8 protein-coding genes are annotated in these 18,923 nt (G+C 36.7%); 1 reads left to right on the forward strand and 7 read right to left on the reverse strand.

The genetic code is table 11. The annotated features are described in order from the left end of the window. Positions 1-37: 37 nt before the first annotated feature. The 7 genes from BZG01_RS00615 to BZG01_RS00645 form a co-directional block, all read right to left on the reverse strand. Positions 38-2,038 carry a glycoside hydrolase family 97 protein gene (locus BZG01_RS00615; RefSeq protein WP_218972971.1) on the reverse strand — a complete coding sequence of 667 codons (2,001 nt, stop codon included), beginning with the start codon at positions 2,036-2,038 and terminating at the stop codon, positions 38-40. 11 nt (positions 2,039-2,049) lie between these two features. Continuing rightward, a complete protein-coding gene (locus tag BZG01_RS00620) occupies positions 2,050-4,083 on the reverse strand; it encodes a kojibiose hydrolase (protein WP_218972972.1) in 2,034 nt (677 codons plus the stop codon). A 214-nt stretch (positions 4,084-4,297) separates the two neighbouring features. After that, positions 4,298-6,589, reverse strand: coding sequence for a GH92 family glycosyl hydrolase (locus BZG01_RS00625; RefSeq protein WP_101307885.1), 2,292 nt, complete (start codon positions 6,587-6,589; stop codon positions 4,298-4,300). Between the two features lie 7 nt (positions 6,590-6,596). Next, positions 6,597-8,876 carry a GH92 family glycosyl hydrolase gene (locus tag BZG01_RS00630; RefSeq protein ID WP_101307886.1) on the reverse strand — a complete coding sequence of 760 codons (2,280 nt, stop codon included), beginning with the start codon at positions 8,874-8,876 and terminating at the stop codon, positions 6,597-6,599. A 226-nt stretch (positions 8,877-9,102) separates the two neighbouring features. Beyond that, on the reverse strand, positions 9,103-10,965 hold the full coding sequence (locus BZG01_RS00635; protein WP_101307887.1) for a LamG domain-containing protein: 1,863 nt from the start codon (positions 10,963-10,965) through the stop codon (positions 9,103-9,105). 160 nt (positions 10,966-11,125) lie between these two features. Then, positions 11,126-12,688, reverse strand: coding sequence for a SusD/RagB family nutrient-binding outer membrane lipoprotein (locus BZG01_RS00640; RefSeq protein WP_101307888.1), 1,563 nt, complete (start codon positions 12,686-12,688; stop codon positions 11,126-11,128). 20 nt (positions 12,689-12,708) lie between these two features. Continuing rightward, positions 12,709-15,870 (reverse strand): SusC/RagA family TonB-linked outer membrane protein, encoded by a 3,162-nt coding sequence (locus BZG01_RS00645; RefSeq protein WP_101307889.1) that lies wholly within the window; start codon positions 15,868-15,870, stop codon positions 12,709-12,711. Positions 15,871-16,318: 448 nt separating this feature from the next. Between BZG01_RS00645 and BZG01_RS00650 the strand changes: the two genes are divergently transcribed. Further along, positions 16,319-18,847, forward strand: a complete 2,529-nt coding sequence (locus tag BZG01_RS00650) for a Kelch repeat-containing protein (protein WP_101307890.1) — start codon at positions 16,319-16,321, stop codon at positions 18,845-18,847. Positions 18,848-18,923: the final 76 nt, after the last annotated feature.

Genomic DNA, 18,923 nt, shown 5'->3' on the forward strand with positions numbered 1-18,923 from the left:
GTTACTATCGTAGCTTTCAGCTAATAATTACTCTTGCTTATTTTTCAGCTTCTCTGATTTCAATAGCCTGTCCTCCACTATTCTGCATTTTCACATGCAATTTTGTTTTGCTATCGACTGCTTTTTTAAAGATTTTTATTTCAGTAGGATTTTCATTCAAGGATGTATTTTCTGTGTCTGAATAAATGGTCGCAACATACTTTTTATCAGCATCCAAAAAGCCTAAATCCAAATCAATTTCTCTGGCATTTTCGTCGGTAATGGCACCAATGTACCAATTCGAAGCTTTCCGACGGGCAACAGCATAAACATCTCCGATTTCTGCAGCCAATACTTTAGATTCTTCGAAATCTGCCGGCAGATTCACAAAAAACTGAAAAGCCGGCTGATCTTCGTAATTACTGATCATATCAGAAGCCATTTGCAAAGGACTGTACAAACAAACCCACAAAGCCAATTGCTTCGCTAAAGTGGTATTTACCCGGCTATTGCCTTTGTCGTTGCTGTTCCATTTAATGTAATTCTTTCGGTTTTTGTACAAAATATCAAAAGTTCCGGGCGTGTAATCAATTGGTCCACCCAAACAACGGGTAAATGGCAAAATCACATGATGCTCCGGCGGATTTCCTTCACTCCATCCATTCCACTCCATGCCTCTCGCACCTTCCCTTGTCATCATATTTGGATAAGTCCGGCTGATTCCTGTTGCTTTTATTGGTTCATGTGCATCCACCATCAAGTGATATTTGGCTGCTGTTTCCACTACTTTTCGATAATGTTGTACCATTTTTTGTCCGTGATGAAACTGACCGTTAGGAATTGGTCCGGCATATCCTGTTTTTACAACCCTAATGCCATTATCATGCAATTTTGAAAAGGCTTTATCCATACTTTCTTCATAAAAAATATAATCTCCGCCTGTTTCGTGATGTCCTATCAGTTCAACTCCTTTTGACTTTGCATAGCTCACAATTTCATCAAAATCGAAATCGGGATATGGTGTTACCTGATCGAATGCCCTTGGTTTCCCCCAATTTTCCCAGCCTGTGTTCCAACCTTCGGCCAAAACTGCCTGAATATTGTTATCCGCAGCAAAATCAATGTATTTTTTCATATTATCAGTAGTCGCACCATGAATTGGTCCCGGGGTCCATGTTTCAACCCCCAAATGCATTCCCCACCAAATACCAACATATTTCATGGGTTGAATCCATTTCGTATCTGGAATTGCACAAGCCTCATTCAAATTCTGAATTAAATTCGATTCAACTAAATCTGCCGCATTTTTGCAAAGCATTACTGTTCTCCATGGAGACTGCAAAGAACCTTTTGCTTTTACTTTCACTCCATCGGGCCAAGGAACCAAATTCGCCTGAAAATTAGTACTACCCGTATTCTTTAAAGTCATTCCTGCATAATTCGTCAGGTTCGCCTCGTGAATACTCACGTAATACCCTGATTCCATTTTTACAGTAATTGGCGTATTTGCATCTGGCACTTCGCTTAATTGGGTAGTTCGGTAAAGCATTTCGTAAGAATCGAAATTTGCAGGAATCGACCATGCTGTTCCATTTTGGGCAAAATTAAATTCTGTTAATTCCTTAGTAATGTTAATACTATCGATGCCGTTTTGCTGAGGGATTTCATATCTGAAACCTAATCCATCGTCGAATAAACGCACGTATAACTTCAAATCGTTATTTTCATGATTTTTTAAGGAAACGATTAGCTCATTGTACTTTTCGGGTATTGTTTCATTTGGTCCCCAAACTGGTTTCCAATTCTCATTCTTTTCATTTCTTACTACATTAATAATTCGCAAGCCATCCGTAAACAAAGAATCTTCATGCAATTCCATCCCTAATCTTGAATCGGAGAATATTTGATTTTTATTGGTTTGAAGCTTATAAAACGCCTGTCCATTCTCATTCACTTCCAGGTTGAAAGCAATTTCACCATTGGGTGATAACAAGTCAACACTTTTACTCGATCCGCATGCAGAAAACAGCAAGACTGACAGCAATACTACAATTGTCATTTTACTCATAATTACTCAATCACATAAGTTGTTAATTCGGGGCCAACACCCTTTATGGTTAATTTTTTCCATTGTTTTGGCAAACATGGATTTTTTTGTTCTATTCCATTCTCTGTAAAATGTAAACCTCCAAATCCGAAAAGAACTGTTTGCAGCATGCCGCCGGCTCCTGTCGCGAAATATGGATTATTACTATAAGCAGATTCGGAAAGTGCTCCGAATGGGAGTCGTTTATTAGGCACATAAGCTTTCTTAAAAAGTTCAAAAGCTTTTTCCGGCTCACCCAATCGTGCATACAATACGCCTAAAACAGAATAAGACATGGCCGGACCTTCCGGAGCAACCTTAGACTCATAGTATTCCAAATCTCTTCTTATTTCTTTAGGTTCGGTAACAATTTCCAAAGGATAGGCCAATAAGTTAACATCTGCCTGTTTAATAATCTCCCCATTGTATTCCGAATTCTCTTTGGTAACGCCATCCCCGAAATAATGAAACTTTAAACCTTTGGCTGCATTAGCCCAACGAGGATTGCTTTCTTTTTTGAGAATTTTTCCCGCCTCATTTGCAAACTGCAAAGTGGTTTTCGCCGATCCGTTGGTAAAGGCATTATCATTGGCATGATGATAGAATTCATTCGCACCAACTACATTGTTAATGGAATAACTACCATCATGATTCTGAACAGAACGACTTACCCAAAAATCAGCAACTTCTTTCAAAACGGGAAATCCTCTTTCCTTCAACCATTCCTTATCTCCTGTAGTTCTGTAATAATTCCAAAAAGCAATAGCAATATCTGCTGTAATATGATGCTCGAAGGTTCCCGTTAAAGCCCAGGTTGGTGTCGCCTCTTCTCCTGTATCATCCGATTCCCATGGAAACATAGCGCCTGTATAGCCATAATTCTGTGCCTTTTTCCTGGCCATTTCCAGTCTGTCAAATCTGTAATTCAGTAAAGATTTTGCAATTTTCTGATTGAAAACCAAAAGAGGTGGGAACATCCATAATTCAGTATCCCAAAACACATGTCCGTTATAAGCTTGAGATGATAAACCCATTGGAGCAATGCTCAAATTAGAGTCATCTCTGGCAAAAGAATACAAATGATACAATGCCAAACGGATATCCTGCTGAGACTCCGGATCTCCCTCAATTTCAATATCGCCCTTCCACAATTCAGACCAAAGTTCTTTATGACGATTAATCACGGCTTGTTTATTTCCCAAAAGTTGAAAAATAACCATTCTCTCCGATTCGCTTTTCGGATCTGTAAAATTCTGCGATGTACAAACCGATCCGCACCATGCAAATTTATATTCTTCCTCGTTTTTCAAAGATTTAGAAAAGCCCAGTTCATTAGTAAAAATATCTTTCAAGTTGTGTTTTAAATCGGGTGTTTCTCCTTCAAATATAAATGCTGCACTGGTTGCCAAATCGTGTTTCCCAAACGGACTCTTTGCTACAGTCTGCAATATTGGCATTCGTGCATCCAAATCTTGTAAAATCCTAAAATCAGAAGTCACATCTTTATATTCACTTGGACAAATAATTTGTCCATTCACCACTATATTCAATTTCTTTTGCAGAGATTTTATTTTCACATCTACCAATCCGGAATAAGGCATTCCTCTTAATGCGTAAAGTGTAAAAGATATCTCGGCATATTCTTTAAACCGACATGATGTTGTGAAAGTAGCTGATTTCATATTCAGCACTTGTTTCCAATTGGAACAATCTGCAAAAGAAAGTGTGTCTTGATCAACAACAATCTGAAGGTTTGCAAAGTTAATTCCCAGCAACACTTTACTGACTCCAAATTCAGATTCCTTGTCATAAACATTATTAAGAATGATCGATTTGGTTTTTCCTGGCTCGGCCGAAGGAAGAATTCCTATTCGTCCATTTGCAACTGATATTCCTGTATAGTTGGTATAATCATTTGCTTCAATCATCCAAGCTGAATTCTCCTGTGCAAACAAGCAGTTTCCAAAAAATCCAAAAAGAATAGATAACAGTAACAATTGTGTCCTAACTCGTATCATATCACTTGTTTTTAGCTTGATTTATCTTTTCATATGATTATAATTTTAAGTTTTTGTCATATAGCCTGTCCCGAACTTGTTTCGGGAGAACTTACCATATAATCATCTCCCTGTGTGTAGAAAGCTTTATACATGGACGTTTCACATAAGAAAGGCCTACAAACTCATGTTTGCAAGCCTTCCGTTATATTTGATATGCTACTATCATTCTTTCTTATTTACTCATAGAATATGGAAAACTTTCTTTAGTAGTTCCTCTCTCCTTATTTGGTTCTGCCGACATATTAAATTCAAGATTTCCCCCGTTTAAAATATCCTTGTGTTTAATGAAATTAGCTCCATAAGACTTACCGTTTAACTTGATATCATCCACAAAAACATGATCTGATGAATTGTTAGTACCTGAAATTGTAAAGGTTTTTCCATTTTCAAGGCTCAAAGTAATTTTATCGAAAAGCGGAGCACCAAAAACATACTCATCGGTTCCGGGACACACGGGATAAAAGCCCATTGAACTGAATACATACCAGGCAGAAGTTTGTCCGTTATCCTCATCCCCACAATAACCGTCGGCCTGCGGAGTGTAGAGCTTATCCATAACCTCACGAACTCTTGCCTGCGCTTTCCATGGCTGGCCTGCAAAATTGTACAAGTAGATCATGTGTTGAATCGGCTGATTTCCATGTGCATAATTCCCCATATTTGCAATCTGCATTTCACGAATCTCGTGAATTACTCCACCATAATATGAATCATCAAATTTAGGAGGCATCTCAAAAACACCATCCAAAGTAGAAATGAACTTTTCCTTTCCTCCCATCAAATCAATTAAGCCATTCACATCCTGAAATACCGACCAAGTGTAATGCAAGCTGTTTCCTTCAGTAAAGGCATCACCCCATTTTAACGGGTTAAAAGGAGACTGAAAAGTTCCATCTTCATTCTTCCCACGCATTAAGCCAGATTCCTTATCGAATACATTCTTATAATTCTGAGCTCTTTTGGCAAACAAATCAATTTCCTCTTGTGGACGACCCAATTCTTTAGCAAGCTTCCAAACACAGAAATCATCGTAAGCATACTCTAATGTTCTGGCTGCATTCTCATTAATATTCACATCGTAAGGAACATAACCCAACTCGTTGTAATAATCTGCACCATAACGTCCAACGGATGTTATCTCTTCATTGTATCCTTTCGTATTTTTAAGAATTGCTTCATACAATGTTTCAATATCATATCCGCGAATTCCTTTTAGGTAAGAATCTGCTATTAAAGAAGCCGAATTCGAACCAATCATGCATCCTCTGTGACCAGGACTCGCCCACTCGGGCAACCAGCCACTCTCTTTGTAAGTGTTGGCTAATCCTTCCATAATCTGAGCGTTAATATCAGGATACATTAGTGTGAAAAATGGAAAGACTGCCCGGAATGTATCCCAAAAGCCATTATCTGTAAACATATAGCCGGGCAGTACCTTACCATTGTAAGGGCTGTAATGGATTACTTCATTATTATCGTTAATTTCATGAAACTTGCGGGGGAATAACAGTACCCTGTACAAGCAGGAATAAAATGTCTTTAATTGATCATCGGTTCCACCTTCCACTTTAATTCGGGAAAGCTCCTTTTCCCATGCCGATTCAGCATCGGTTAATACCTTATCAAAATTTTTCGTTCCAATTTCCCGGTCCAAATTCAATTGTGCCTGTTCCGGACTTACAAAAGATGAAGCTACCTTTACATGAACGACTTCCCCTTTTTGAGTTTTAAATCCAATAACAGCACCAACATGCTCTCCGCTTGCTTTCAGTGAATTTTCAGTTAACTGATCTCCATTCCAAGTATGTGTTACCTCAAATTCTTTATCGAATTCGGCAACAAAATAGTTGTGGAAGTTATCAGGAACACCACCGCTGTTATTTCTGCAGTAACCAATTATTTTTCTTTCCTTCGGAAGAATTGTCACTTCAGATCCTTTAAAAAATCCGTCCAACAAAATATAAGAAGACTCATTTTCCGGAAACGTAAAACGAAAAACAGCCGCTCGTTCTGTAGGTGTTATTTCTGCGGTGACATCATAATCAGCCAGATAAACTTTATAGTAGTTTGGTTTCGAAACTTCAGCTTTATGTGAAAACCAAGATGCTCTTTCATCCTCTTTAAATTTTAAATCACCGGTAACAGCCATTAATGAAAATGCAGCGTAGTCGTTTATCCACGGACTTGGTTGATGGGTTTGTTTTATTCCTCTGATTTTTTTGGCATCATAGGCATAACACCAGCCATTTCCCATTTCACCGGTTTGTGGTGTCCAAAAATTCATTCCCCACGGCAATGCAACAGCCGGATATGTATTTCCATTTGACAAAGAATAGTCGGAATCGGTTCCCATTAATGGATTTACAAAATCAACAAGGTTTTTTTCAGTATTCATTACTTTCTCACCTCCACAGGCTGATAAAACAGTAACAAATAACAATAATAATACGTTTGCTTTCTTCATCTTAGTACTAGTAAACAATTGATTTAGGTCGATCTTGAATTGATTTTCCAAAATTTGGATTTGGTGTAGCTCCCATCTCAAGTGTCAGCACTCCACCGTTTAAAATATCTTTGTGTGTGATAAAAGATTTTGTATACTCCAATCCGTTTAAGGTCGCAGACTGAATGTAAATATTTTTATCACTGTTGTTGTTTGCTTTGATGGTAAACTTCTTATTTGCAGGAAGATTAATACTTGCTTCATCGAACAAAGGACTACCGAAAACATAGGCACCATTGCTTGGATTAACAGGATAGAATCCCATGGAAGACATTACATACCAGGCAGACATCTGTCCACAATCTTCATTCCCGCATAAACCATCTGGTTGATCGGTATACAATTCATTCATGATGTAACGAACCTTATCGGCCGTTTTAAACTGCTCGCCGGCATATGCATACAAATAGGTGATGTGATGACTTGGCTCGTTTCCATGTGCATACTGACCAATTAAGCCTGAAATATCAGAGGAAGCTCCTTCTTCCAATTCGGAAGAAATCGAGAAAAGACTGTCCAACTTATTCAAAAATGGTTTTTCACCACCTAAAAGAGAAATTAATCCTTCCGGATCTTGTGGAACCAACCATAGATACTGCCATGCGTTGCCTTCACAATAATCATTTACACGATGCTGTGCTGAGTAAGGATTAAAAGGTGTTCTCCAGGAACCATCTTTCATTTTTCCTTTCATAAACCGATCTTTCGGATCGAAATATTTAGTATATGCTTTAGCTCTGTCCGCAAAATATTTTACATCATCTGTTTTCCCCAATTTTTCAGCCAGTTTGCTGATTGCCCAATCACTAATCGCATATTCCATAGCACTTGCCACAGATTCATGCATCATATCACACGGAATGAAACCGTATTCCTGTAACTCTTTAACTCCTGGTTCAAAATCGCCCATAGCCGTTGCCTTAACAGCTTCGTAAGCTAATTCATAATCTATCCCTTCAAATCCTTTTAAACAAGCATCTACAACAACAGGAACAGCACTGTATCCAACCATTGTGTTGGTTTCGTTTCCTCTTAAATGCCAAACCGGTAATTTCCCTTGCTGCTGGTAAATTGTCAGCATTGAATTAATCATATCCGGAACGCGTTCCTGTTGTGTCAAAGTATATAAAGGATGTGCTGTACGGTAGGTATCCCATAAAGAAAATAAGGTGTAATTTGTAAAATCTGCATTTTGGTATACTTTTTTATCAACTCCTCGGTAATCGCCATTAGAATCATTAAATAAATTAGGCGCTATAAGTGTGTGATACATTGCAGTGTAGAAAACCTTTTTCTTTGTTAGGTCTTTCGTTTTGATTTCAATTTTAGCCAGTTCCTTATTCCATTTTGCTTGATTTTCAGTAAGGATTTTAGAAAAATTCCATGATTTCATTTCAGCTTGAATATTTGCCAAAGCATTTTCCATACTTACTGGCGACATTCCAAACTTAACTTGTATCTCTTCAGAAATTTCTGTCTCAAATTCCAGACAAGCCTTTACTGCAAGTCCTTTTGCGGCATCTCCTTCGACTAATTTATCGCCATTATAAACTGCAATATCTTTAACCGGCTTAGAGAGTACCATTGCAAAATATTCTCTTTGATCTTCAGCCCATCCAGTTGAAAAACGATAGCCGGCTACAATTGTATCGTTTACTTTATGAAAAAATGTCTCGGTAGCGTTATCACCGTTTCCCTCCTGCAAATCAAGAATTATTTTTGACTGATCTGATTTTGGGAATGTTATTTTATGAAGAGCCACACGTTCACTTGTGGTCATTTCAATATCTACATTATAAGTATCCAAATGTACTTTATAGTAGCCAGGCTCAACCTTCTCAGTTTTATGATCGTAGTAGGAAGCGTAACCTTCCTCAGGATTTTCCTGTGAACCTGGATTCATTTTCACATCTCCAACAGCAGGCATAATTAAAAAATCGCCTAAATCGGTACAACCAGTTCCACTCAAATGCAAATGAGAAAAACCTTTGACGATGCTATCTGAATAATGATACGATGAACACCAATCCCAGCCTTTATGGAAATTGCTAGGGCCAGCCTGAATGGCACCAAAAGGCACACTTGCTCCAACAAAAACATGTCCATGTCCCGCCGATCCAATTAAAGGATCAACAAACTGAATGTAGTTGCCTTCGGTATCTTTTTGCTCTCGGTTACTACAGGAAAATAAAGTAGTAATTGCCAGAGATAGTAAAATTAATGATTTAATAGAATTTTGGTATAGCATCTGGTTTTTGTTCTTAAGTTTTATAATCTGCTGATATATGTTGTAGCTCAAAGCTATTTAATCTTCAATTTTAGTACACCTTTTTTCGAAAAGGCTGGAAAAAAATCCTTCCTTTATATGCAGGCGGAAGCAAACCTCTTTACTTTAATATGGTTTCCCTTAAAAAAAACAAAAATTGGAAATAGGAGCTGTCAAGCGACAGCTCCTAAATTATTTAATCAAACTATTAATCTTCAATTACATTCCAAGAGATTCCTCTCATGTCACCTTGATAGTTTCCAGTTTTATCAGCGAACTTAACGCCACGAACCCTATTCAATGGGAAGTAAACATTTAATCCAGTTTCAGTGCCATCGATATCAGCATCCAAATCAGCAACATCACGAGCAACGTCCCATAAACGAAAATCTTTCATATAACCATCCATTTTACCCCAGCCGTTACCAAGCCACATTTCACCCCAACCAGATACATTTGGAGCACCTATATCTTCCTGAACACCTTTCGCAACACCATCAACATATAATGTTGTTGTTAAGGCTGTATTGTCATGAACAATAGCAACATGTTGCCATACATCTTTCTGCATTGTCAATGCTTCTGCTTTTGGGCCTTGCCATCCACTTCCAGCGTCAGTAAAGTTCCATAATCCTCCAGCTCCTAATACATTCTCTTCAGATAATTCAGTATATCCATCAACCCAAACTCCGTAAGTTCCATTATTAAAGAATTCTCCATTGCCATATCCAAACAAAGATTTAACTTTAACATTGAATTCTACAGTATAATCACCTTGTGGTGTATAGTTTGGTGTAATTCTTAAACCAACTGCAGCAGGATTATCATGATCAATAAAAATACCGTCAGTTTCAGCAACTAGCATTTTATTAATCAAAGCAATTTTACCCGTTAATGATGTTGCCAATTCATCCAACTTGGCTTGACGTCCTTCATTTTCCAAAGCATCATTTGCATCTACAATCAGTCCATCAATGTATTCAATCGTTCCAATTGGATAATCACCATCTTGCTCGCCTTCAACAACTGTTGCTTTAAAATCTGATATTTCTTTAATCGCATTCGTTAGGTTCGCTTTATCTAAAACGATAACCGGAGGAGCAGATACCCATTCTACTTTTCCTTTAATAGCAGCAGTATAGTTTCCTGTAACATCCTTAAATGAATCACCTAAATTTGCACTCAAAGGAAAGAACATTTCAAGATTTGCTTCAGTTCCATCCAATGCCGCAGTTTTGTTATCAGCAATTTCAGAAGCTGTACGAGCGCCTTTCCAAACTCTAACATCTTTCACGATACCATTGATAGCACGACTGGTCCAAGTTGGTCCATTACCTATAAAAAAACTTTTGTCAGCTCCCGGCAAATAAGTTTGTGTTTGTGATAATACCTCAACACCATTTACGTATAATTTCTGGCTGGTAATTTCGTTTACCAATGCGATTTGCATCCATTCGCCGGATTTCATTACGCCAGCTTCAGTTTTAACTTCTTTCCAACCATCAGCAGTACCCACGTTAAGATGGATAACACCATCGCTGAAATAACGAATTACGAAACCACTATCGGGACCATCCTGCTCGGTTGCAAAAATATTGTTTGAATAATCTAATACAGCTAAGTCAACCACATAAATCTGAGTCTCAATAGTAAAACTTTCAGCAAAAACAGATTTGATATTATCTGAAATTTGAATCCCTGTTCCATCTTCCTGTTGAATCCAAGGCATTGCTAACGCAACCGTATTTGCCTTAAAAATATCAATGTAACGCTGCAATTTCACCGCAGCATCAGCAATATCTTCCTGTTTATCAGAATTTTCGATACGCCAATAAGCCCAATCAACCACTTCCTGAAGTTCTTTTTTTGCCCCTGGTTTAAAATCGCCGGCATTAATTCCTTCAACACTGGTTGCAATTAAGCCTTCTGCTTCTGTAATCAAAGCATCAAGAGAGCCCGTCTCAAAATTACCTGCACTTTTATTGTCATCATCACATGCTGCGAAGGTGAAAACCATCAAAAAAGCAGCCAGATAAGACAACATTTTTATATTAAATTTTATTGCTTTCATATGATTATAATTTTAAACTTTTGCCATATGGAACTTACCATGCTGAAATAATCATCCCCCTGTGTGTCAAAATATCCTTGTCATGGACGTTTCATATAACAAAGTTTAAATGAAGTGCTCTGTTAATCTAATAATCAGAACACTTTCATTAAATTTTTAATTAAAAATTGCTATTCATTAATCCACTACCATCTTTGGTTTTGGTATCTGCAGTATCCCACCACACTTTAATATCCATTCTGTCAGATGTTAATGTATTAAGTGCTGACGGCATGTTCGTCTCATTCTGAAGGTGCTCATTATCAGGATAACGAACTCTTTTCACCCAAGTACCGGCTGCAACAGTCGAACTTCCGCTAACTCCGTCTTTCGGTAAAGTGATGTCTGGGTAGTCAGTTCTTCTAAAATCCGCCCAGCCTTCCACTCCATTAGGGAAATTTGCTAACCATTTTTGAGTGATTAATTGCTTTAATTTAGCTTCATTCGTTCCAGAAAGAGCCGCTAATCCATCAATATAACCAGTAGCATCACCACCATCTACACCAACATAATCCATAGAAGCTTGTACGCCTTCTTTGTACAATGCATTTGCATCTCCTGAAATCCATCCTCTAAGAGCAGCTTCGGCTTCTAAGAACTTAACTTCAGAATAGAACATTACAGGACAATACATTCCGTTTTCTCCACCGTCTCCCGCAAAATCAACATATCCACCCTCTAAATTGATAGTCGCAAAGTTTTTATCTGAATCTGCAGGAACAAGATTGTAACCATTTTCAATTCCTAAATACTTATCGAAACCAGCATCTTCTTTCGTTGTTGGCTTACCATCAACCTGATAAGCAAACCATTTAGGTGCTCTTGGATCTTCTCCCACTGATGATTGGTTATACAGATTATCAGAGAAAGTCTTTGACATTCTGATATTGTTCCAATTCCAAGCCATTTGGTGCAAATAATCATACCATCCTTTACTCCACATTGGAACCTTAGCAACATCAGCATTGCTGATTAATAATCCACCTGGGCCACTAGCTGCCGCCTGAGCTTCAGCCTGAGCTTTTGCTGGATCTGCATTGGAAATACGCATTGCCAAACGCAAACGCAAAGAATTACCAAACTTACGCCATTGCAATGCATCACCATTGTAAATCAAGTCGTAACCGTCATCATATTTATATTGCTCTGCGTCACCAGTAATGCTTTTAATTGCGGCATCCAGTCTTGCAAATAAATCAGTATAAATTTCTTGTTGTGATGTATAAGGCACAGATTCACCTGTTCCTGCATTGAAATAAGGAATATCACCATAAGTATCGGTCATTCTTGACCACCAGTAAACCATCCAAATTTCTTTGATTGCTAATGCATCAGCAAATACAGGATTATCTCCTACACTTTCTTGAATTGCTACAGCTTTACGTAAATAATCGGTATAATGCTCTTTCCATTGATTTCCAATCCATCCATCAACATATTCATATCGTGGAGAAGCAAAACCAGATACTGTATTTGCCCAGTACTGGGAATACAAATCAGGATATAAATTCACATTCCTTTGATAGTTAGCGAATGTCGCTTGTATTATCGTGTTAAAGAAAAACTTCGGTTCTACGTCAACAACTGCATCTTTCTTGACATTCATATCGTAGAAATCATCTGAACAACCAGTGTTTATAACGAATAGTCCCAATGCAAGCAGTACTATATATATTTTATTCATAACCTTTAATTTTTTAACTATTAAAAACCAACATTAAGAGAGAACCCATAAGTTCGCGCTGATGGAACCGGTGAGAAATCAAATGCTTGTGCTGCAAAATCAGTACTATAAGCACTAGCATCAGGAGCAGTTCCCGGAGTATGCTTATAGAAATAGAATAAATTTCTTCCTACTAAAGATACACGTGCATTTTTAATCGGGTTATGAGGTATTTTACTCAAAAGAGACTTTGGCAGATTATATCCAACAGCAACTTCTCTAAGCTTCATATGAGAGGCATCATACATAAATTCTTCATCTACTTTGGCTAATTGTCTCCAATATTCCTCAGCTGAAACAATTACATTATTCGCTCCGCCACTGGCAGTAACACCATCAACAAAAAATGACATTCTGTTATTCTCAGTAGTTCTTGCCGCGGTTCCAGCAGAAACAGCACCTCTTTCAGAAGAAGATAAAATATCACCACCTTCTTGAACTGAAACTAAAGCTGTAAGAAACAATCCTTTATAATCAACACTCAAGTTAATTGAACCTGTCCAGTCAGGCTGAACATTTCCTAAAACATGGTCATCACCTTGAGCTATAACCATTAAACCACTATTGTCAATTATTATATTACCATTAACATCACGATCATATACAGTACCACGAATCACCCCTAATTTCTCACCTGGAATTGCCATTACATTCATACCAAAATTATATTCAGGTACTCCGTTGGCCAATTTTTCCATAACACTCTCGTTCTTAGCGAAATTAAAATCTAAACCAACAGTCAGATCTTTAGTTTTTACAGGAACGGTAGTCAACATCAATTCCACACCTTTATTGGTGATTAAACCGGCATTTATCAAAATTGTATTGTATCCTGAACTTTGTACGCCAGGAACAGCAAGAATTTGATTTTTAGTTTCCTCGTTGTAGTAAGTAAAGTCAATACCTAAACGATTGTTTAATAATCTTAAATCAGCTCCTATTTCCCAAGAAGTAGAAATTTCCGGCTTAAGTCCTATCACTACCCTCTGATCTGAAACAATCCCTCTTGTTAAATTATAGTTACCACTCTCTAACGTGTATGATTGACTTGTGTTATATGGTTCTGTAGCCTTACCAACTTTTGCCCAAGATCCTCTAACTTTTGCAAATGACACCCAATCCGGTAAATCAGTCATTTCAGAAACAATACCACTCAAACTCACTGATGGGTAGAAATAAGAATTATCATATTGAGCATCAGATGCTGTAAGAGTTGATGACCAATCGTTACGAGCTGTAAGATCAAGAAACAACATGTTTTTATAGGCAACCTGACCAAAACCATAAACAGAACGAACTTCACTTTCTGAAGCTGACTCCGAAGCTTTTATATTAGATCCTGCTGCCAAAAAGAAATCTCCTTCTGAAGATAAACGTCCGGAATTGGCGCTTAAACCTTTAGAAACTCTTCTCATATCATTAGCACCAACATTTACACCAATTGTAAAATCCTCATTAATATCTTTATTGTAAGACAAAAGAAATTCATAATTTTCTTCCTTAAAATTAGATTGAGTTGGATTGTAATTTGGTCTGCTCGCATCAACATTGTCTGCAAACAGATAACCTTCAACTGAAGAAAAATCATAAAAATCCATTCCATACTTAAATTTTGCTTTTAAGTCGGAATTAATCTTAATATTTGCAGCAACATATCCAAAAGTTCTGTTTTTCTCGTCGTAATTTGTTGTTTGTGCTTGCAAAAAATAAGGATTACGAAGGTTCGCATTTGGGTTTTTATATAATTTCTCCACGTGCTGACCACTAATAATATTATATCCTGGAGCCAGATCCTGATTACGAATATTCATTGGCATAGTATTGAAATAAGAAACGTAAGAATAGTTTCCAATTTCAGGTCGTTCATTACCTTCTGTCTGAAAATAAGAAACTTTAGTATCAACATTTAACCAATTATTAATGTCATAATCAGCACGTAAATCAAAAGTTAATTTCTCCACTTTATGATCTTCATAAAGACCATTCATAATGTCTTTTCCGATAGATACACGGTAAGCGCCCTCTTCATTACCCCCTGTAAGAGCCACATTGTGCTTTTGAGTTGTTCCTGTTCGGGTAAAATCTTTCAAACGATCTTTTTGTGCTTCGTATGGAATCATTTCTCCAGTCCAAGACTCTAAAAGCTGACCATTCATTTCAGGTCCCCATGACGAAGCATTATTTTTATCGTACACGCCATTGGAACCTTGCCCATACTTATCCTGAAGATCCAACATATAAGCAGCTTCAGACATAGTAAATCCACCAGAATAAGAAATTCCTAAACCTTTACCACGAGTTCCTTTTTTTGTTGTTACTAAAACAACACCATTACCTCCTCGTTCTCCGTAAAGAGCAGCTGCATTAGGTCCCTTCAAGATTGAGACCGACTCAATATCTTCCGGATTCAAATCAAAAGCACCGCCAGCTCTCGATGTTCCTCCCCAAATACTTCCATCGCGACTATTTCCGTTATCAAATGGAACTCCATCAACCACCCAAAGAGGCTCATTGTTTCCACTTAAAGAACTAGCTCCCCGAATCTCGATTCTCGATGTTCCTCCTACGCCACCACCAGATTGATTAATCTGTACTCCAGCAACCTTCCCCTCCAGAGAACTTACTAAATCAGAATTACCAGCCTGAGTCAACTCATCTGCTTTTACATCCTGAACAGCATAACCAAGTGCTTTCTTTTCTCTTTTAATGCCTAATGCAGTAACAATTACCTCATCTACCTGTAAAGCATCAGTAGCCATAACAATATTAATTACAGATTGAGAACCAACTGTAATTTCCTGTGTTTGCATACCAACAAAACTAAAAACCAAAATACTGGTTGACTCAGGAACTGTGATCTCGAATTTTCCATCGATATCAGTTACTGTTCCAGTTGTAGTACCCTTAACAACAACTGATACTCCAGGAAGTGACATTCCTGAGTCTTCAGTAACAGCACCTGTAACAACTTGCTGTGTTGCTGAAACAGATGAATTGTCATTAGTTAATGTGTTAACGTTTGCATTTGCCGAAAATGGAAGAACCATCATCGCGCAAAGCAAAGCAAAAATCCCAATCTTACTTCCAAGTCCTAATGGGTTAGTCAGGCTTGAATGAAGATTTCGTAAATAGCATTTCTTCATAGTTAGAATTATTAATTATACAATGAACAAAAAAAATGTTGTTTTTTTCTGAAACCAATATTAGCGCAAACGTATTAATTCACGATTAATATTGAATTAACAAGGCACATAAAATCATTAATCAAACGTTTTATATCTGATTTACAAAACCTTACCAAAAGTGACTTGTCGGGCACAATTAATAAGGATTTTTAGCAATTCCTTATTTGTTCCAACCATTGAATGAAGTCAATTTTAGAAACAACTTATACCTATCACAATTTCACCACCTATTTACTGTTTTTTCTATTATCGAAATGAATAAATCAATTTGATTGATATCAAGCTGAAATAAGTTCACAAATTCTTCTTCTGTTTTGTGCAACGACCTTAGTCTTTTTAGGCTTTTATCTTTAAAGTCTTGGTATATTTCGATATATTTGGAAATTAACAAACGCCATAAATAATAATGAAATTTCTACTTGCATTATTTGCCTTAATTATATCTTCCCCTTCTCTTTATGCTGACCATGGTATTTATTTTAAATCCAACGAGGTTTCGAAAGAGAATCGGACTGGAATTGATATTACACACAAGAATAATATTTCATATACCAAAAGCTTCACCATTGCTTTTATGATTTCTTTACGGGAAACGGAAACTCATTATGGGGAAATCCTATCTTTAAAGGAGGAACATGGTAAAAACTTAATTCAGGTTACCTATAGAGAACCGGATTTATATGTAATCCTCAATAAAAAAGAAACTAAATTTCATTGTAATTTTAATTCATTAAACCTTCTTCGAAACAGATGGATTCCATTCCAACTTAAAATTGATAGTGAAAATGGAGAGATTTCCTTAACTCTTGGGGAAAATCACTTTAAAAATTCAATTCAATTCCCCAAATCTTCCGAGTTTTCCTTATCATTAGGTGTAATAAACAAGTATGGCTTTTTTATCGATGAAGTTCCCTCAATGTCTGTAAAAGATTTGGCCATTCATATTGACGGAACACCAAAACATTTATGGCCATTTCGAAAAGTTGCCAACAATGAACTTAAAGACATTTTATCAAGCAGAACTGCAAAACTATATAATCCGGATTGGGTAATTGATTACCACAATCGCTGGACTAAAATAAAAACCTTATCATTTCCTTCACTGCCATCTATGGCATATGATAAAAAAAATGAGGCTATTCATTTTGTTCTTAAAAATGGTACTGCAAGCACCTACTCAATTAAAACAGGTACTTTGGTTACAAACAATAAAAATTCCGGTTACCCTGTTTTTGAAAAATCACAACAGCTTATTATTGACAGCAACAATCAATTAGTTTCGTATAGTTTAAACCAAAACGATCTTTCAGCTTACAATTCAGTCAATCAAAGCTGGAGTCATGCCGACAGTGTAACTAACGATCTTCCAAAGTGGTGGCATCACAACAAGCTGATTCATCCAATTAATCACCAAATAACTACTTTGTGCGGATACGGTTACTATTCCTATTCCAATTCAATTAAATCATTCAACGAGAAAAGCAAAGTATGGACAGAGCTCAAACTTAAAGGTGATGTAATCGAACCTCGGTATTGCAGTTCGCTTGGATTTTCGGCTGAAAACAGTAATGTTGTTTACTTATTTGGAGGACTGGGAAATTCGCTTGGAAAACAAATTTTAGGAAAAGAATTTTACTACGACCTTTATCGAATTGATTTCAAAACAAATGAAATAAAAAAATTATGGGAACTACAGCAAAATGATCAATTTCAATACCTGCCCGTAAATTCATTAAAAGTAACTGAAAAAGACAGTGCCTTTTATACATTACTATTTCCTTGTCAAAAAAGCAGTACGCACCTTCGAATAGCAAAAGGATTTATTAATGATCCAAAACTATATTTTATTGGCGATAGTATACCGTATGAATTTGTTGACATTAAATCTTTTGCCGATCTGTATTATTGGGAAAGTGAAAATAAATTGATTGCACTTACATCGCAGGAAGTGGATGCGGATGCTGAAACATATGAGGTATCTATGTATTCGATAAGCTATGAGCCTGGAGCAGATACTGAATTGAATATGAATAATGATTCACTTCCGTTCGCCATAAAATTATTCTACGTTTTTTTAGCCGCAACACTTTTGTTCCTGATATTTTTTGTGAGGAGAAAAATAAGAACTAAAATAAAAATTGAAAAATTAGAAAATGATTCCATTTTAACCTTTCAGGAAAAACTACCGACTTTTGAAATTCCACAAGTAAACTCTATCCTGTTGTTTGGAGGATTTCAGGTTTTTGATAAGAAAAACAAAGATATCACCTACCGCTTTAGTCCTACTCTTAAAGAATTGTTTCTTTTGATATTATTGTATTCTCTTGAAGATGGAAAAGGAATTTCATCAAGAAGAATTCAAGAATTTCTTTGGCCGGATAAACCGGAAGACAAGGCAAAAAACAACAGAGGTGTTAATATTAAAAAGTTACGTGGCATCATAGAAGATATTCAAGGAATTGAAATTACTTTCGACAATAATTATTGGAAGATGATACTCGAAGAGAACATTTTCTGCGATTTAGCACACATTCAAAAATGTATTGATACTCAAATAACCAATTTAGATAGTGATAGAATAGAGGAAATAATTCAGATATTACACAGAGGCACTCTGCTTCGCGATATTATTCCTGAATGGCTGGATTCTTTTAAAGACAAAACAACCGGTACAATTGTAAGTACTCTGGAGGAATTATTAACAAAATTCGATTTTGAACCAAGCATACGCCTGGCCATTTCAAATGTTATTTTTGGATTCGACCAAATGAATGAAACCGCTCTTCGCGTAAAATGCAATCTCCTTTCCATACAAGGAAAACATAGCTTGGCTATGGAGACGTACGAAAACTACATTAAACTCTATGTGAAATTATACAATGAAAAATATCAATTCACATTTAAAGAGATCGTTTCAGAAAATACAACAGTTTAATCCATAAAAAAACCAGGTGTGAACCTGGTTTTTAAACTAATCTAAACTATATCCTTCTTATGAAAAAGGTTCGGAA

Origin of the sequence: Labilibaculum manganireducens (genome assembly GCF_002843385.1) — a bacterium.
GTDB lineage: Bacteria > Bacteroidota > Bacteroidia > Bacteroidales > Marinifilaceae > Labilibaculum > Labilibaculum manganireducens.